13 protein-coding genes and 1 pseudogene are annotated in these 17960 nt (G+C 66.3%); 11 read left to right on the top strand and 3 right to left on the bottom strand.

From position 1 onward, the window contains the following. Positions 1-184: 184 nt before the first annotated feature. Positions 185-1060, bottom strand: a complete 876-nt coding sequence (locus NBW77_RS14955) for a LuxR C-terminal-related transcriptional regulator (RefSeq protein WP_131746200.1) — start codon at positions 1058-1060, stop codon at positions 185-187. Positions 1061-1147: 87 nt separating this feature from the next. On the opposite strand from NBW77_RS14955, the gene NBW77_RS14950 reads away from it, so the two are divergent. Continuing rightward, on the top strand, positions 1148-2785 hold the full coding sequence (locus NBW77_RS14950) for an AMP-binding protein (protein ID WP_250279897.1): 1638 nt from the start codon (positions 1148-1150) through the stop codon (positions 2783-2785). 287 nt (positions 2786-3072) lie between these two features. Here the strand turns inward: NBW77_RS14950 and NBW77_RS14945 are convergent, their stop codons facing one another. Then, positions 3073-3591 carry an aldo/keto reductase gene (locus tag NBW77_RS14945; RefSeq protein ID WP_207386917.1) on the bottom strand — a complete coding sequence of 173 codons (519 nt, stop codon included), beginning with the start codon at positions 3589-3591 and terminating at the stop codon, positions 3073-3075. Positions 3592-3752: 161 nt separating this feature from the next. Here NBW77_RS14945 and NBW77_RS14940 point away from each other — a divergent pair, with 161 nt between their 5' ends. From NBW77_RS14940 to NBW77_RS14920, 5 genes and pseudogenes are all read left to right on the top strand, one after another. Next, complete coding sequence (locus NBW77_RS14940) at positions 3753-3956, top strand: DUF4177 domain-containing protein (protein WP_131746202.1); 204 nt, start codon at positions 3753-3755, stop codon at positions 3954-3956. A gap of 593 nt (positions 3957-4549) precedes the next feature. Then, positions 4550-4993 carry an SRPBCC family protein gene (locus NBW77_RS14935; protein WP_131746203.1) on the top strand — a complete coding sequence of 148 codons (444 nt, stop codon included), beginning with the start codon at positions 4550-4552 and terminating at the stop codon, positions 4991-4993. Between the two features lie 183 nt (positions 4994-5176). After that, entirely contained in the window at positions 5177-8524 is a 3348-nt protein-coding gene (locus NBW77_RS14930) for a DEAD/DEAH box helicase (RefSeq protein WP_242605723.1), read from the top strand. 229 nt (positions 8525-8753) lie between these two features. Next, complete coding sequence (locus NBW77_RS14925; RefSeq protein ID WP_242605724.1) at positions 8754-10076, top strand: glycosyltransferase; 1323 nt, start codon at positions 8754-8756, stop codon at positions 10074-10076. A 160-nt stretch (positions 10077-10236) separates the two neighbouring features. After that, positions 10237-10311 (top strand): annotated as a pseudogene (locus NBW77_RS14920) (ATP-binding cassette domain-containing protein); the annotation flags it as partial. Between the two features lie 71 nt (positions 10312-10382). Here the strand turns inward: NBW77_RS14920 and NBW77_RS14915 are convergent. Beyond that, positions 10383-11915, bottom strand: a complete 1533-nt coding sequence (locus tag NBW77_RS14915; protein ID WP_250279895.1) for a glycoside hydrolase family protein — start codon at positions 11913-11915, stop codon at positions 10383-10385. 228 nt (positions 11916-12143) lie between these two features. On the opposite strand from NBW77_RS14915, the gene NBW77_RS14910 reads away from it, so the two are divergent. From NBW77_RS14910 to NBW77_RS14890, 5 genes are all read left to right on the top strand, one after another. Next, a complete protein-coding gene (locus NBW77_RS14910; protein WP_131746205.1) occupies positions 12144-13364 on the top strand; it encodes a LacI family DNA-binding transcriptional regulator in 1221 nt (406 codons plus the stop codon). 193 nt (positions 13365-13557) lie between these two features. Further along, the gene (locus tag NBW77_RS14905) at positions 13558-14784 is read left to right on the top strand and encodes an ABC transporter substrate-binding protein (RefSeq protein WP_165485976.1); all 1227 of its coding nucleotides are present in this window, start codon (positions 13558-13560) and stop codon (positions 14782-14784) included. A 318-nt stretch (positions 14785-15102) separates the two neighbouring features. Continuing rightward, complete coding sequence (locus NBW77_RS14900; RefSeq protein WP_250279894.1) at positions 15103-15906, top strand: carbohydrate ABC transporter permease; 804 nt, start codon at positions 15103-15105, stop codon at positions 15904-15906. Further along, on the top strand, positions 15906-16850 hold the full coding sequence (locus NBW77_RS14895; protein WP_131746208.1) for a carbohydrate ABC transporter permease: 945 nt from the start codon (positions 15906-15908) through the stop codon (positions 16848-16850). The genes NBW77_RS14900 and NBW77_RS14895 overlap by 1 nt, the downstream gene beginning before the upstream one ends. Before the next feature lie 2 nt (positions 16851-16852). Continuing rightward, entirely contained in the window at positions 16853-17950 is a 1098-nt protein-coding gene (locus tag NBW77_RS14890; RefSeq protein ID WP_250279893.1) for an ABC transporter ATP-binding protein, read from the top strand. Positions 17951-17960: the final 10 nt, after the last annotated feature.

The following is a 17960-nucleotide window of genomic DNA, read 5'->3' as shown; positions in this document are numbered from 1 at the left end:
CCTCACAGCACCACCGGTCGGGGTAAGCGCACGCCAGGTCAAGCGCCGGGCATGCCTCGACATCGAGCAGGTCGGTGACCAGGGCGAACACCTCCGAACCGCCCAGACAGGGCTCTTCGCAGGACGAGTTCGCCTGCCCCGAGGACTGGCACCGGATCGAATCTGTGCTGCTCTGCGTGACGGATCAGGGTAGGAAGCCCGCGCGTCTGGCCGCTACGACCGTCTCTGCCCGACCGTGGGTGCCGAGCTTGCCCATGGCGTTGCGCAGGTAGCTCTTCACTGTCTCGGGCCGCAGGCCCAGACGGCGTCCCACCTCGGCGTTGGCGCATCCCACCGCGACCAGGGCCAGCACGTCCAGCTCTCGGGGCGACAGTGGGTTGCCGCGGGCGGGGCGACCGGCGGGCCGGGTAAGCCGGTCGCAGACCAGTTGGAGACGCCGGCGCAGGGCTGGGTCGGTGATCTCCTGGGCGATCGAGCGCAGTTCCGCGTAGGCCTCGCGGACCTCCTCCCGCTCTGGCGCGACGGGAGCCTCGCGGGCGGCCCGGGTGATCGCGGCCGTCTCCAGCTCCGCCAGACGCCGCTCAACCTCCGACCGTGCGGTCAGCTTGACGCCTACCCCGATCGCGATCTGGTTCATCGTGTCCAGCACCCGGCCGCCCAGCGGCCGTGGCTCGCGGATACCGCCGTACAGGACGCTGAACACCGATTCGCCCACGAGCACCGGCACCGCCGCGATCGCCCGCAGGCCCTCGGCGGTCACCGGCTTGTCGTACTCGTGGCTGATGCGTAAGTCGGCGGCGTAGTCGTCCACGCTGCCGGGCCTGGCCGCGAGCAGCACGCGCCCGCCCAGGCCGTTGCCGGCGCTGACGACCAAGCCGGGGAGCGCATCGGTCCAGGTCCCGGTGAACTCGGTGAGTCGCAGGCCCCGACCCCCGGGTGATACCTCGCCGCCGAACGCCACCGGCAACCCGGTCACTCGTCGCATTCGTCCCAGTGCGACACGCAGCAGCTCGCGGTGTTCCTGGGCCTGGATACCGGCCGGCCGATGTGTTACCGCCATGCCACCAGAATGTGACGCAGACCGCCATCGGTGGCTACCCCTGAACGGGGGTGGCGGGCTTCCGGACTCACCCGGATGCTGCTGCGCATGGCTGTCTCACTGCTGTCCTACGCGTCCGGCGTCTGCGTGGTGCCGCTGCTGGGCGAGACGATCGGGGAGAACCTGGAACGCGCCGCGGCCCGGTACGCCAGCCGGGAGGCACTGGTCGACGTGGCCACCGGCCGGCGTTGGACCTACGCCGAATTCGACGCCGCCGTGAACGAGGTGGCCCTCGGGCTGCTGGCGACGGGCATCGCGAAGGGTGACCGGATCGGCATCTGGGCGCCCAACTGCGCCGAGTGGGTGCTGACCCAGTTCGCCACCGCGAAGATCGGGGCGATCCTGGTCAACGTCAACCCCGCCTACCGCACCCACGAGTTGGGCTACGTCGTCCGTCAGTCCGGGACGCGCCTGCTGGTCAGCGCGGTCGCCCACCGCACCAGTGACTACCGGGCGATGCTCGCCGAGATCGGATTCGATCGGACGGTGTTCATCGGCGAGCCGGGGTGGGACGAGCTGGTCGCGGCCGGTCGCCGCATCGACGTCGCCCAGTTGCGCGAACGGGCGGCCACGCTGGCCTTTGACGACCCGATCAACATTCAGTACACCTCGGGCACCACCGGTTTTCCCAAGGGTGCCGCGCTGTCCCATCACAACATCCTCAACAACGGCTACTTCGTCGCCGAGGGCGTCGGCTACACCGAGAACGACCGGGTCTGCCTGCCGGTGCCGCTCTATCACTGCTTCGGCATGGTGATGGGCAACCTGGCTGCGATCTCGCACGGCGCGTGCGTGGTGCTCCCGGCGCCCGGGTTCGACCCCGAGGCCACGCTGGCGGCGGTGCAGGCCGAGCGCTGCACCTCGCTGTACGGCGTGCCGACGATGTTCATCGCGGAATTGGGCCACCCGCGGTTCGGCGACTTCGACCTGTCCAGCCTGCGTACCGGAATCATGGCCGGGGCGCCCTGCCCGGTGGAGGTGATGAAGCGCGTCGTCGGCGAGATGAACATGGGCGAGGTGGCGATCTGCTACGGCATGACCGAGACCTCCCCGGTGTCCACGATGACCCGCCGCACCGACGGCCTGGTCCAGCGCACCGAGACGGTCGGCCAGGTCATGCCGCACCTGGAGGTGAAGATCGTCGATCCGGATACCGGCCAGGTAGCGGGCCGTGGCGAGCCGGGTGAACTGTGCACCCGCGGCTACTCGGTGATGCTCGGCTACTGGGACGAGCCGGAGAAGACCGCCGAAGCGGTGGACGCGGCCCGGTGGATGCACACCGGCGACCTGGCCACCATGAACCCCGAGGGCTACGTCAACATCGTCGGCCGGATCAAGGACATGGTGATCAGGGGTGGCGAGAACGTCTACCCCAGGGAAATCGAGGAATACCTCTACACCCACCCCGACATCGCCGACGTCCAGGTGATCGGCGTCCCCGACGTCAAGTACGGCGAGGAGTTGATGGCCTGGATCGTGATGCGTCCCGGCGCCGAGCCGCTCACCGCCGAGCAGCTCCGGGAGTTCTGCGCGGGCAGCCTGGCCCACTACAAGGTCCCGCGGTACACCCACGTAGTCAACGGGTTCCCGATGACCATCACCGGCAAGATCCGCAAAGTGGAGATGCGCGAACAGGCTGTCGACCTACTAGGCCTGCATGAGGCTGGGAGCATCGAAAGCGCCTGAGACGCGGGGGAAAAGTTTGATGACGGAGAGCAATTCGCGCCCGATGTTGCATGTGTCGACGTGGGAAATCGGTGCCGACGTCGGTAGCAGCGAGGCGAGGCGATGCTGGCGCGGGCATGGTCGGGCCAGCATCAAAATGGCATCCGAACGGCCGGTGCCGGGACGATATCCCGGGCTGGCGGACGGCGATGCCACCAAACCCCCCGAACCGCCAGCGTCCCGGCCTCGGCATGCAGTCCCGCCGAACCGGTGGGCGGCGTCACGGTGGCCGGCGACGGCGTCGGTGGTCAGTAGCGACCGCCCTGCGGGGCGGGTAGGGCGTTGAGGTCGGCGAGGTCCTTCTCGCGCAGCTCGACGTCGGCGGCGCCGACGTTGTCGGCCAGGTACTTCGGGGTCTTGGTTCCGGGGATGGGTATGACGTAGCGGCCCTGGGCCAGCACCCATGCGAGGGCTACCTGGGCCGGGGTGGCCCCGACCCGGTCGGCGATCTGGCGCACCCGGCCGACGAAGGCCAGGTTGGCGCGGATCGCGTCCTGCTGGAAGCGCGGCAGCCCGCGCCGGAAGTCGTCGGCGGGCAGCTCGCCGAAGGACGAGAATCGGCCGGCGAGGAAGCCACGGCCCAGCGGCGAGTACGGCAGGAACGCGATGCCCTGCTGTTCGCAGTACGGCAGGACCTCGGCGAGCGGGTCGCGGGTCCACAGCGACAGCTCGGACTGCACCGAGGTCACGGGGTGTACCGCCTGCGCTCGTCTGATCTTCTCGACGGTCACCTCGGGCAGGCCGAGGTGACGGGCCTTACCGGCCAAGCGCGGTCTGGAGAATGTGCAGTACCGGCATCGTCCGATCGACAGGTTTCTGGCCGGGACCGGGCTGGCCTGGGAGAGCCGGTGGGGATATGACTTTATACGTTAAATCTCGGTAGACTCTGGCGGACCCGTTGGCGTAGGTTCGGACGAAAGGATGGATCATGCTCGAGTACAAGGTGCTGACCCAGCGCGATAAAGCCTTCTCCGGGAAATTTGATTTCAACACTCTGGAAGCGACTCTCAACAGTTACGCTGCTGAGGGCTGGCGCCTGGCGGAGAGCATCGTGGCTTCGAGTGTCTGGAAGAGCGTCAACGCCGAGTTCGTGCTCATACTCGAACGCGAAAAAAGCGCATCCGGTCAATGAGGTTACAAACGGGTGGCGAGTAACCTCGTTCGTCTGGTTGTCATCCAGGGTGCTGAAATCGAGGACGGCTCCGCCTCGGTACCGTTGCCCCCGCCGCGGTTCGTGCCCGGCTCTGCGCGTCGATCTTCCTCAACTCCGAGATCGTGGACGTCACCCGCCACGGCCCGGCCGGACCCCGTCCGCAGGGCACGGTCATGACCGTCGCCTTCGTCCTGGACGGGCGGCACAGCTCCCTTCGGGCCGGTGTAGCCAGCTCCCGGCGACGTGCTGTTCATCGTCCCCCTGCCTGGGAGCGCACCGAGCCGTAGAGATTCACCCGCATGATCCGGATCTGTCGGTGTATCCGCAGATGTACCCGAGCGGGCGGACGACCGCAGATGGCTTCGCGGACACCCGCGCGGACGCTGACGGACGCCCGGAGCAGGCCACCAGGCGTCCACGAACGTCATCGGATAGCCTGTCTTGTTCTCTTAATCCGCTAATCCACGGGTCGTGGGTTCGAGTCGGTTGTCGGGCGCTTCCGAACGCTGATTGACTGGGAAAGGTCGCCCTGGGCAGGGTTGACTGACAGTCGTTGATGGAGGGGATCTGTAGTGGTCATCGCGCGAGCGGCACAAGAGGTGGCCCAGCCCGCTGATGCCGTGTGGAGCGTCATCGGGCATTTTGACAACATCCGCAGGTGGGCCGGTGCGGTCACCGACGAGCGGATCGAGGACGCCCCCGCCGGTCCGGTGCGGGTGCTCACGATGGCGAACGGCGCGGTGCTCCGGGAGCAGTTCATCGCTCGGGACGAGTTCTCCTACTCCTATCGCGTCGTCGAGGGTGGCCGAAATCTCGATTCCACCGGTACCGTCGCGGTCGTCTCGACGGGACCCGGCGCCTGCCGCATCGAGCTGACGAGCGACTTTCGCCCTCCCCTGGACGTCGACGAGAACGATGCGCTGCAAACGCAGACAAAGTTCCTGCGAGGAAACATCAAGGCGATGATGCGCGCACTCGGTCCTGACCTGAATGCCGTGTCATCGCCGCACTCGTGACGGGCGTACGAGCGGTTCTGCTCGAAGACACGAACGCATCGCTGTCAGGTCTGCTCGCCTTGGCCATTCGAAGACCACTGTAAGTTCCGACAGCTCCTCTGTGGTCCTCGTCGACCTGGCGGCGAAGTCGAGACAGGACGTCCTGCGGTAGTCTGCTACCTTGGCGAACATGATCCCCGTGTCGTGGCAGGGTCCGATACCGTCGGCCTCCGGGCGGCCGTCACGGACCATTCGTATCTCAAGGGTGTCCGCTATGCACAGCGAGATGCGGTTATGAAGCTGGAATGGAACGTCGATGGGAACACCCTCCGTGGTCGGGTGCGCGGCAGCAACGGTGAGGTCTACTCGACGAGCGTGCAGTTTTCGGACGACGGTGTGTCTTCCCGGCGTTTTCGGGGCGGTTCGTGCACCTGTCCGGTGGGGGCCAACTGCAAACACGTCGTGGCGCTGGTGCTGACGGCCGAGTCGGACGACGCGGCGGCCCCCCGCCGGCAGTCCCGACGCTCCGAGCCGCCGCAGGTCTGGATCCAGTCGTTGGGGGAGCTGCTCGGCTCTCCATCGATCATCGAGAGCGGTCGTTCGCGGACGGACTTCGGGACGACCCCGTTGGCCGTCGAGCTGAGTTTCGCGGCGCATTCGTCGGCCGGCGGCGCGGCCTCCGAGCGGGGATTACAGGTGACGGCCCGGCTGGTTAAGCCGGGAAAGAACGGCTGGGTCGGCGCCGTCGGGTGGGACGAGCTGAATTCGCCGTACCGCGTCCATGAGTTCCACGAGCCGCACGTACGGTTGCTGCAGGAGATGTTCGCCCTGTACAGGGCGCGGCAGGAGCGGTACGGCTACTCGTACTACTCCAACAGCGGCCACAAACGGCTCGACCTTTCCGAGTTCGAAAGCCGCCAACTCTGGCCGATGCTCGACGCGGCCGCGGAGGTCGGCATCCGGTTCGTCCACGCGAGGAAGAAGCTCGGCGACGTCGACCGTTACGGCCTCGCCGAACTGTGTCTGGACGTGACGCGAGCCGGAAGCTCGGGATCCCTGCTCGTCGCCCCCCTGCTCCGTATCGAAGGGTCGGCCGGAACGGACGCCGCGGTGTTCTCGTTCATCGGCGGCGACGGCCATGGCGTCGTCTATGTCGACCGGGCGGAGATCCGGGCGTCCGAGGATCACCGTGACTGGCACGTGCGGCTCGCTCGTCTCGTCGAGCCGGTGCCGCCGCAGCTGCAGCGGATGACGGTCGGAAACCGCAGCCTCGAGGTCCCAGTCGCCGAGGAGGCCCGGTTCCGGACGGAGTTCTGCCCGCGGTTGCAACGTCTGGCCCCGGTGGTCTCCCGCGACGGGTCGTTCGTACCGCCGGAGGTAGCGCCGCCGACTCTGCTGCTGCGTGCCGCCTACGGCGACGGCCACGACCTCGACCTCGCCTGGGAATGGGCGTACGAGGTCGGTGGAGAGCGGATACGCGTACCGCTGTACGACGCGGAGCCGGACGGATTTCGGGACCTGCGCCACGAGCGGGACGTGCTGGCAGCGCTGGACCTGCCCGCTGACGCGGCGGCTGTGCTGTCCGCCGGGCGGGAGTCCGCGGGCGAGGAGCTGATCTCGGGGCTGACCCTGCGATCGGGGGTGCGGCTGTCCAGCACCGACACGATGCGCGTGACCACGGAGCTGCTTCCGTGGCTGGCGGGCCGTCCCGGGGTCGCCGTCGAGGTCAGCGGCGACCCCGCCGACTACCGGGAGGCCGGCGACTCGCTGCGTATCGGTCTGTCGACCGACGATGTGGTGGGTGAGACCGACTGGTTCGATCTCGGGGTCACCATCACCGTGGAAGGCCGTCAGGTGCCGTTCGCGGACGTTTTCCTGGCGCTGAGTCAGGGGCAGTCGCATCTGCTCCTCGCAGACGGCGCTTATTTCAGTTTGCAGAAGCCCGAGTTGCAGGCCTTGCGGCGGCTGATCGAAGAGGCGCGGGCGTTGCAGGACTCGCCTGCCGGTCAGCTGCGGATCAGCCGGTTCCAGGCCGGGCTGTGGGACGAGCTGGCCGAGCTCGGCGTGGTCGAGCACCAGGCACACGCATGGCGGCAGCAGGTGACGGGGTTGCTGTCGCTGAGTGCCGTGGACCAGCACGAGCCGCCGTCGACGCTCGCGGCGACGCTGCGTCCCTACCAGCTCGAGGGTTTCCGGTGGCTGGCGTTTCTGTGGCAGTACCAGCTGGGCGGGGTGCTCGCCGATGACATGGGCCTGGGTAAGACGCTGCAGACGCTGGCGTTGCTCTGCCACGCGAAGCGGGTCGACCCCGAACTCGCGCCGTTCCTCGTCGTCGCGCCGACGAGTGTTGTGTCGAACTGGGCCGCGGAGGCGGCCAGGTTCGCACCCGGTCTGCGGACCGTGACGATCTCTGATACGGAACGACGCCGCGGCGGCACTCTCGAGCAGGTGGTGTCGGACGCCGACCTGGTAGTTACTTCATACACGCTGTTCCGGCTCGAGTACGACAAGTATGCGAATCTCCCGTGGTCCGGTCTGGTTCTCGACGAGGCCCAAATGGTCAAGAACCACCAGTCGAAGGCGTACCAGTGCGCTCGACTGCTTCCGGCGTCTTTCAAACTGGCCGTTACCGGGACTCCGATGGAAAACAACCTGATGGAGTTGTGGTCGCTGCTTTCGGTCACCGCTCCTGGCTTGTTTCCGAACCCGACACGATTTCGTGACTACTACGCCCAGCCGATTGAAAAGCAGAGCGACGCCGAGCTGCTCGCGCAACTCCGCAGGCGGATCCGGCCGCTGATGACGCGCCGTACCAAGGAGCAGGTCGCCCCCGAGCTTCCGCCGAAGCAGGAACAGGTTCTCGAGGTGGACCTCCATCCGCGGCACCGGAAGCTGTACCAGACCCATCTGCAGCGGGAACGGCAGAAGGTCCTGGGTCTGGTGGAGGACATGAACAGGAACCGCTTTACAATCCTGCGTTCGCTGACCCTGCTGCGCCAGCTCAGCCTGCACGCCGGACTCGTGGACGACAGCCACGACGACATACCGAGCGCCAAGATCGACGCCCTGCTCGAGCAGCTTGTGGACGTCATCGACGGCGGCCACCGGGCGCTGGTCTTCAGCCAGTTCACCGGATTTCTCGGTAAGGTACGCGACCGTTTGTCCGCCGTCGGCGTGGAACACTGCTATCTCGACGGCAAAACCCGCAACCGGCCGGCGGTGCTCGAACGGTTCAAGAAAGGGTCAGCCCCGGTGTTCCTCGTCAGCCTGAAAGCCGGCGGGTTCGGCCTGAACCTCACCGAGGCCGACTACTGCTTTCTGCTCGACCCGTGGTGGAACCCCGCGACCGAGGCGCAGGCGGTGGACCGCACGCACCGCATCGGGCAGACCAGGAACGTCATGGTCTACCGACTCGTCGCCAAGGACACCATCGAGGAGAAAGTGATGGCGCTGAAGGCCAGGAAAGCCGAGTTGTTCTCCAGCGTGATGGACGACGGCGACGCGTTCGGTTCGAGTCTCGACGCGGACGACGTCCGACAGCTCTTCTCCTGACCATCGCCGATGCTCTCAAGCCCCGGAACGGCGGATTCGAACGGCCGACGCAACGTCGACCGGGTCACGTTGCCACGGCGTCGGTGAACACCTCCACGGCTGCACGGGGGTCGGCCGGCCGCCGCAGGACCCGGCCGCGTGACCGCGCTTGGTCACGGTGGTCTGCGGGCCACCGGCGGTCGCCGACGTGACACGTGACCTCGTGGTGACCTGACCGCGGACCCTGGCAATGCTGTCGCCGGCGGGGGAGGCACTGGACACACCACTCGCCGGGTTCCCTCGAGCGGTCCCGCGATTTGCGACGCTGATCATCGTGATGATGTTGGCGGCGTGCGCGGTCTGCTCCCTGCTCGTCTGGCTGGTGCTCGCAGGCGGCCACGGAATGTTCTGGCGCACCGATACCCGGCTTGATCCCCACAACCCCCGGACGGATGGCGCGGTCGAGCCGAAAGGTGGCTGGCCCGCCGTTACTGTGATCATTCCCGCCCGGAATGAAGCAGACATAATCCCCCATACTCTTCCATCCCTACTCAGCCAGAACTACCCGGGCCCGCTGCAGGTCGTCTTCATCGACGACGCCAGCGATGACGGCACCGGGGACATAGCCCGAACGCTCGGCCGGTCGGCCGGCGGTCGTGTCCCGCTGACGGTCCTGACCGGCGGGGGGCGCCCGACCGGATGGGTGGGCAAGGTGTGGGCCATGGAGCAGGGCGTCCGGGCCTCGTCACCGGAATCCGAATGGCTGTTGTTCACCGATGCCGACATCGCTCACGGACCCGAGTCGGTGGCCCGGCTCATCCGCCACGCCACCGCCCACGGGCTCGACCTCACGTCACTGATGGCGTTCCTGCGCGCACGGTCCCGCTGGGAACGGCTCCTCATCCCCGCGTTCGTGTACTTCTTCGCGCAGCTCTACCCGTTCCGCAGGGTCAGCAGGCCGACCACCCGGACCGCGGGCGCCGCCGGCCACGCTGTGCTGCTGCGCCGTGCCGCGCTGGAACATGCAGGTGGGCTTGCCACGATCGCCCGCGCGGTCATCGACGACTGCTCACTGGCCAGAACGATCAAACGCAGTGGTGGGCGGATCTGGGTGGGACTCGCAGACCCGGCCACGGACGGCGTCCGTGGCATCCGCCCGTGCCCACGGCTGGCGGACATGTGGTCGATGATCGCTCGTAGTGCCTACACCCAGCTCCGGCACTCGCCCGTACTGCTCACCGGCAGCGTCGTGGGCCTCGCGCTGACCTACGTGGCACCACCGCTGTCCGCGGTGGTAGGGCTGACCGCGCTTGCGGCCGGGGTCGGAGGCACCGCCGCGGCCGTTGCCGGCGCTGCCGGGTTTGTCGCATGGGCGGTGATGACCGTCACCTACATCCCCATGATTCGCTACTACCAGCAACCTGCTCGCAATGCGGTGGCCCTGCCCGCGGTCGCCGTCCTGTACGTGCTGATGACGCTGGACTCGGCACGCGCGCACTGGCGCGGCCGGGGAGCCGCGTGGAAGGGACGGACCTACACGGCGGCGAACAGCAGCCGGGTCCCCGGCACCTGACGTGGGTGAGCAGCGGACGCCGTGCACCGACGTCCGCTGCTCGAAGAACGAAGAACCCCGAGGGACGGTTCACTGTCGTACCCGTCCGCCAGGGTAAGGACGTCCCACCGGGAACGCTTCGCCGGATCATCCGCGATGTGCCGGCATGTCGGTCGTAGGGTTCATGGTGCTGGTCGGCCCGTCCGGGTCGGGTAAGTCAACCGCGCTGCGGATGCTCGCCGGCCTGGAAAGCGTCGCCTTGACTGTTTGACCCCGCCGTTTCGGATATTCATGACGGCGGCTGCGGAAAGGATACGGGGCGGGTTGTCAGATCGCGGAGACGTCGTCTCGGTGGTGGCCTGGTTCAGGCAGCAGCCAGACCGAGACAGGCAGTACCCGTCCGTCAGCACTCGCTCGTACCCGGCCCGCGCCCCAGGCGTATGCGGTGGTGCTGAGGACGAGACGGTCGTCGGCGTAAACCTCGTGGAACTCGCCGACGATGAGCACTCGTAGATGGTGGGGCACCCTACGTGAGTCCGGCGGATGAACCACGTGCGCCGCGCCGTCGGGTTGTCCGGGCCGGATGTCGACAGCCCCGGTGGGGGATGCCGTTGGCTGGCTGCCCCTGGCCGGCTGTGCGTCGACCGTCTCCTCGATCATCGGAGAGTGACCTTCCGCGAGCTCGTCAGGGCTGATGGGCTCGGGGTTTGGAAGGTTGTCCTTGACGAGTGGTGTGCCGAGTGGTTCGTCCTGGAGGACTGGGCCTCCGGCGTATCCGATCCGTATTCGTCCTGCGTGTGCGTGTATTTCCAGCGTTGTGACACCCGCGTAGTTGCCGTCCGGACAGATCGTCAGGGTGACGTTTCGTGCCTCGGCGGGGATGTCAACCTCGATGATCGCGTCTTTAACGATCGGGGTGTCCGCCGGTTTGGCTTCTGCGGCGGTGGGTGGCCACCAGGCCAGGACGGGCACGCCGTCGGTGTCGAGGCGGAGGCGTTTCGGTTGGGCGATCATGCCGCGGACCAGGTCACCGCGGTCGTCCAGCCCGACCCGCCGCTGCACGGTGTGCAGGACGAGCCTTTCGCCATCCACCTGGACGACGCGGGGCGCGTAGATGCCGGGTGGTGCCAGCCGGCCGCGCCGGACCCATGGTCCGAGCAGGGTGTCTGATTCGTATACGTCCACCGAGTGGTCGGTTGCGACGCAAACCAGCATCATCCAGCGGTTGTCGAGCCGTTCGACAACCGGGCACTCCAGTTCTGAGTGTGTCCCGCCTGGCACGACCGGTGGCAGCACGGTCCAGTGCAGCAGGTCGGAGGAGACGGCCGCGGCGACACAACCGCCGACCGATGGCGTGAGGCTGGATTCGCGTGCGGCGATGAACATCACCCACTGGTCGTGGTCCGGGTCGTGAACGACGAACGGGTCTCGCCAGGCCTGGTGACTGTCGGTGCGGTACCAGCGTGGGTCGGCGATGCAGACGGGGTCGGTGCTGACTCGGTGCCAGCCGGTGCCGTCGTGGCGGGTTGAGCGGGCGAGTCCGACGGCTTGGGTGGCGGGGTGGGGGTGGGCGGACACGCCTGTGTAGAGCATGGCGAGTCCGCCGTCGGGATGGTTGACGATGCTCATCGTCCAGATTGCGCCGTCATCGAAGTGCCCGGGCCGGGCGATGCCGAAGGCCGGGCCGAGCGGTTCCCAGTGCAGCAGGTCGGTCGAGTGGGCGTGGCCGTAGCTGGTCTCGTGTACGGACGCGTCGAAGGGCACCACGGGTGGCCCCTGGAGGTGTAGGAGGTGCCACCCGTCGTCGGTGGTGAGCACGGCGAAGTCGTTGAGGACGAGACCTGGTGGTGCGTAGCGCACGTGCCCTCCACGGTACACAGATGGTGACAGCAGGTGCGGACGGCCGGCTTGTGGGGGTGCCCGCGGTGGACCTTTTCTGTGATACCCCTCATATCGATGGTCTGCAAGCGCTTGCATAGATGCCGGAGTCGGCGTACCGTTCCCGACCATCGTGATCTGGGTCACGTGTGAACAAACAGGACGATCGTGTTCTGGTGGGCGTGTCGGTGGACGGAGGAGGACCCCGGGATGAGTGGCAGCATTGAGGACGTGGCCGCGTTGGCGGGCGTGTCCACGGCGACGGTGTCGCGGGCTCTGCGCGGGCTGCCAAACGTCGCCGAGAGCACGCGGGCACGGGTCGTGGAGGCTGCCGCCCAGCTGCTGTACGTGGCCTCACCGCAGGCATCCCGGCTGGCCAGCGGCCGTACCGGCACCGTCGGAGTGGTGGTGCCGTATGTGACCCGGTGGTTCTTCGCCCAGATCATCAGCGGCGCCGAGGCGGTGTTGCGGGCGGGTGGCCTGGACCTGTTGCTCTACAACCTCGGGGACGACGCGGGCAGGGTGCGGTTCTTCGACGCGGTGCCGCTACGTAAGCGGGTCGATGCGGTGCTTGTGTTGTGTTTACCGCTGACCCCGATGGAGATCGACGTGTTGCAAGCGCTTGATGTTCCGGTTGTTGTCGTCGGCGCGGCTGTGCCTGGCTTCGCCAGCGTGCGGATCGATGACGTTGCCGGTGCGGCCGTGGCGGTACGACACCTGATCAATCTTGGCCATCGGCGGATCGGGCTGATCTCCGGCGGGGCGACGGGCGAGGGTTCAGGTGACCGTGAGCCGATGCGTTTCACCACTCCCATGGACCGTCGGCGTGGCTACCGCCACGCCCTCGATGCGGCGGGGATCTCGTTGGACCCGGGGTTGGAAGCGGCCGGGCATTTCACCGTGCGTGGGGGTGAGCAGGCCATGACGGAGTTGTTGTCCGCGCAGTCGCCGCCCACGGCGGTGTTCGCCGAGAGCGACGAGATGGCGATGGGTGCGTTGCGGACCCTGCGCCGTACCGGGCTGCGTGTCCCGGACGACATGTCGGTGGTCGGTTTCGACGGGCACGACATGGCGGAGTTGTTCGACCTGACGACGATCGTCCAGCCCGTGGTCCGCCAGGGCGAGATCGCCGCGCAGCTGTTGCTCAGCCTCCTGCACCGGGAGCATCCGGCATTCACCAGCGTGTCTGGTGACGACGGTGGCGGTGGTACCACTGCCGGGGACATGGGCGGTCCGGTAGACGGTGATGCAGCCGGGGAACCTGTTTCCGCCGGTACCCGGGTGGATCCGGCTGCGTCGCTATCAATTGTGGTGCCGACCAACATGCACGTCCGCGGCACGACCTGCCCTCCCCGCGGGCAGGGCAACGACGTTTCGCCCACCTTGGTATACCCGGCACGCCCAGCACCACCGGATGTTCCGGTGGTGTAGAGGTTCCGGCCAATCAGGTCTCTCATGCCAGGGCCGCTGTGCAGCCCTTCACTCAAGTCGACCCATATCGAATCGAGACAAGGAGTTCGCCGTAATGCGAAGTAGAACGACCGTCTGTGGAGTCTTTGCTGCCGCCTGCCTTACGCTGGTGGCCTGTGGAGGCGGCTCGGGTACGTCCCAAGCCGCGGGTACGGTGAGCACATGCAACGGGAAGATCGACGGCAAGCAGACCTTGTCCGCCTGGTTCCACACCGGTCAGGGCGATGAGCGTACGGCGTTCGAGCAGGCGGTGAACGCGTTCAACGCCAGGCAGTCCGAGGTCGTTGTCAAGCCGACGTTCATCCCGGAGGGGAACTACAACGAGCAGGTGAAGGCCGCTGCGGCGTCGGGTTCGTTACCGGACATCCTCGACTTCGACGGTCCGAGCCTCTACAACTATGCCTGGAACGGCAATCTGCAACCGCTCGACACGTGCCTGTCGTCGCAGCTGCGGGCCGATCTGCTACCCACCATCATCAAACAGGGTACCTACAACACGAAGCTGTATGGGGTGGGCACCGCCGAGTCCGGGCTGGGCCTGTATGTACGGAAATCGGCGTTCACGAAGGCCGGGGTGCGTATTCCGACATCCGCGGCTGACGCGTGGACCGCAGCGGAGTTCACCGATGCGTTGGCGAAGCTGCGCGCGGCTGGCTTCGCCAAGCCACTCGACCTTCAGATAAACCAGGATCAGAACGAATGGTACGCGTACGGCTTTGCTCCGATTATTGAGTCGGCCGGTGCTGATCTGATCAACCGGGCGAATTTCGAAGCTTCTGAGGGGACCATCAACAGCCCCAAGGCCGTGGCTGCTCTGACCGTCATGCAGAGCTGGTTCAAGAACGACTACGTCGACGCCAACACCGACGACGCGGCGTTTACCGAAGGCCGCGCGGCGATTTCCTGGGTCGGCCACTGGAAGTATGCTGACTACTCCAAGAAGTGGAGTGACGACCTGGCGATCGTCCCCCTGCCGAACTTCGGCACCGGCGTGCGGACCGGTGAGGGCAGCTGGCAGTGGGGGATCACCAAGCATACGGCGGATGCCGACGCCGCATGGGCGTTCATCAGCTCCCTGTTCGAGCAGACCTACCAGAAGCAGGTCGCGGCCAACGGTGCGGTTCCCGCGTCCAAATCGCTCCTGAACACCATCCCGCAGTTCGCTCCTGGTGGTCCGGAACGGCTCTACGTCGACCAGCTCGATTCCGGTGTCGCGCTGCCCCGACCGGCCACTCCGGCCTATCCGACCATCTCGCTCGCGTTCAACAAAGTGATCGCGACCGTGCGCAGCGGTGGGAACGTCCAGACCGCTCTGAACGAGGCCGCGAAAAGCATCGACCAGGATATCAAGGACAACGACGGCTACCCGCCGAAGAGCTAGCACCTGTTTGTCGTGGTCCCGGACCTCGCTCCGGGACCACGATCGCCGGAGTCCGCCTGGTCGGCGGCGGCTATGCCCCGACCAGGCGGCCATGCCCCGACCGGGCAGCTGCGGACAGACAACCAGACAGACAACCAGACAGGAGGCGAACCCCTCGTGCCTACTGATGCCCTGCTGGCACGGCCCCGACCGAATGCGCGTGACGGCCCGACCCGCTGGTTCGGCTACCGCCGACGGCATACCTACCAGCCGGCGGAACGGACGGTCGGCTGGCTGTTCAGCGGGCCGGCCGTGGTCCTGCTGACATTGTTCATAGTTGTGCCGTTCCTGCTGGCGCTGGGGCTGTCCTTCACCAACCAGAGGCTCATCTCACCGCTTCCGGTGCGGCTCGTGGGGATGGAGAACTACCGGCGTATCTTCGCCGACCCGGTGTTTCAGCGATCGCTGGTCAACAATGCTGTCTTCACCGTTGTGGTAGTGCCGGTGCAGACGGCGTTCGCGCTGTTCCTGGCCGTCCTGGTGAACCAGAAGATTCGTTTCATATCGTTCTTCCGAACCGCCTATTTCGCGCCGGTTGTGATGATTATGGCGGTCGCGGCAACAATCTGGAAGCTCCTATACGATCCTGATATCGGCATCATTGACGGTGTGCTTCGCGCGGTTTCCGGCGGCCAGCTGAGTCCCGGTTGGCTTCGCAGCAGCGCACTGGCGCTGAGCGCTGTCATCTTCATGTCGATCTGGCAGGGTGCGGGTTTTCAGATGGTGGTTCTGCTGGCCGGGCTACAGGACATTGACCAGGAACTGTACGAAGCAGCGGAGATCGACGGTGCGAGCCGTTGGCAAAAATTCCGCTACATCACTGTTCCGGGATTGCGTAACCAGCTCGTGTTCGTCGCGACCGTTACCACGATTTTGTCCTTCCGGCTGTTCGATCAGGTGTACGTCATGACCCGCGGCGGCCCGCTCGACGCCACCCAGACGATGATGACCCGCCTGGTCGACGTCGGTTTCAACCAGCAGGCGATCGCCCGCGGCTCGGCCATCGCGGTCGTGTTCTTCCTCATCGTCTGTCTCGTCACGTTGGTGCAGCGTCTGCTGCTGCGCGAGAGGGAAGCGGACTGATGGCGACACTGCAGGCCCACAATCCGGCACCCGATGCGCTACGGCAGCGCGACGCAGCCTCCGGCAATGCGGACCCTGCGGCGGATGATGGCTGGTCCACACCACATTCCGGCCGGGGATTCTTCTGGCGGTCCCTCCGCCGTTACGCGTTGCTCGCGCTACTTGCGGTGTTCTTTGCGTTCCCGCTCTTATTCATGGTCATCGGCGCGTTCAAACCTGATGACCGCGTACTCGCCGACGGTGCCAGTTGGAAGGCGTTCGTGCCGTTCGGGGCATCGCTGGATAACTTCGCGGACGCGTTCAGCCGCGCGGAGTTCGGCCGCCTGTTCCTCAACTCGGTTCTGATAACAACCTGTATCGTGCTCGGTGGGCTTGTGGTCAACAGCCTGGCCGGCTACGCACTCGCCCGGATGCGGTTCCGTGGTCGAAAGTTCCTGCTCGGTATGGTCGTCACTCTCGCGATCATCCCCTTTCAGGCCATCGCGATCCCGCTGCTGTTCATGATGGCCCGCATCGAATGGCTCGACACCTACCGCGTCCAGATCATCCCGTTCCTCGCGAATCCCTTTTTCATCTACCTCTTCTACTCGTTCTTCCTCGGTATCCCGCGGGAACTGGAGGAAGCGGCCCGGGTCGACGGTGCCGGACCGGTCACCATCTTCACCCGAGTGATCGTCCCGATTGCCCGGCCGGTGTATGCGACCGTGGCGATTCTGTCGTTCCTGTTCAGCTGGGGCGAACTGCTGTGGCCGGTGCTCGTCACCCGCGGATCGACGGTACGACCGCTGTCACAGGGCATAGCCGTCTTCCAGACCCAGCCGCCGATCCAGTGGGGCGACATCATGGCGTTCGCGACCATGACCACCCTTCCGATACTGATTCTTTTCCTCGTCTTCCAGCGTGCGTTCGTCCAGGGTGTTTCCCGCACTGGCCTCAAGGGGTGACCATGACTTCCGTTGTCTTCGACCACGCCACGCACAGGTATGCCGGCACCGGCAAAGCCGCCGTGGACCGGCTCGATCTCCGCATCGAGGACGGAGAGTTCATGGTGCTGGTCGGCCCGTCCGGGTCGGGTAAGTCAACCGCGCTGCGGATGCTCGCCGGTCTGGAAAGCGTCGATGCCGGAACGATCCGGATCGACAGTGAGGACGTCACCGCCCTGCCGCCATCCCGCCGTGACATCGCCATGGTGTTCCAGAACTATGCGCTGTATCCGCATATGGACGTCGCGGCGAACATGGGTTTCGCGTTGAAGATCGCGGGTATGGCGAAATCGGAACGCGACCGGCGGGTCCTCGACGCGGCGCGCCTGCTCGACCTGGAGCCTTACCTGACCCGTAAACCCAAAAACCTGTCCGGAGGGCAACGTCAGCGGGTCGCGATGGGCCGGGCCATCGTGCGCGAGCCGCGGGTCTTCCTCATGGACGAGCCGTTGTCGAACCTCGATGCGAAACTCCGTGTCCAGACCCGGACCCAGATCGCGGAACTGACCGCACGGTTGGGTGTCACCACCGTGTACGTCACGCACGACCAGGTCGAAGCGATGACCATGGGTGATCGGGTGGCCGTGCTACGCGACGGCGTCCTCCAGCAGGTAGCCACCCCCAGGCAGCTTTACAACAGCCCGGCCAACGTGTTCGTCGCCGGGTTCATCGGCTCCCCGGCCATGAACCTGCACACTGTGCCGCTGGTCAACCGCTTCGCCGTCCTCGGTGGGCTGCAGGTGGAACTGCCTGCAGCCACCCTGGCCGTGGCAGCGGCCGAGAAACTCACCCACGTACAGATCGGCATCCGACCGGAATCGTTCGCGCCGGTCGAACAGGCAGACGGCGGCAGTGTCACCGGCCGGGTCGAGCTAGTCGAAGATCTCGGTTCGGACACCTACATCCATCTCGCCGTAGACCTACCCGACGGCCCGGCCGCGTTCGTCGTCCGAGCCGACGGACGGATCCAGGTCCACCGCAACGAGTCGCTACGACTGTCCGTCGACCCGGCCGAAGTGCATTTTTTCGACCCGACGACCGGCATCCGACTTGGGCGATAAGCACGATCTG

The organism is Frankia sp. Cppng1_Ct_nod, from assembly GCF_920656135.1.
Lineage (GTDB): Bacteria > Actinomycetota > Actinomycetes > Frankiales > Frankiaceae > Protofrankia > Protofrankia meridionalis.
Note: the sequence above shows the minus strand (reverse complement) of the source record. Positions and strands in the feature narration are given on the sequence as shown.

Bases quoted from the DNA above. Each gene is read 5' to 3' on its own strand.
- NBW77_RS14955 (WP_131746200.1), bottom strand. From the start codon at position 1,060: ATGGCGGTAACACATCGGCCGGCCGGTATCCAGGCCCAGGAACACCGC.
- NBW77_RS14950 (WP_250279897.1), top strand. From the start codon at position 1,148: ATGGCTGTCTCACTGCTGTCCTACGCGTCCGGCGTCTGCGTGGTGCCG.
- NBW77_RS14940 (WP_131746202.1), top strand. From the start codon at position 3,753: ATGCTCGAGTACAAGGTGCTGACCCAGCGCGATAAAGCCTTCTCCGGG.
- NBW77_RS14925 (WP_242605724.1), top strand. From the start codon at position 8,754: ATGCTGTCGCCGGCGGGGGAGGCACTGGACACACCACTCGCCGGGTTC.
- NBW77_RS14910 (WP_131746205.1), top strand. From the start codon at position 12,144: ATGAGTGGCAGCATTGAGGACGTGGCCGCGTTGGCGGGCGTGTCCACG.
- NBW77_RS14895 (WP_131746208.1), top strand. From the start codon at position 15,906: ATGGCGACACTGCAGGCCCACAATCCGGCACCCGATGCGCTACGGCAG.
- NBW77_RS14890 (WP_250279893.1), top strand. From the start codon at position 16,853: ATGACTTCCGTTGTCTTCGACCACGCCACGCACAGGTATGCCGGCACC.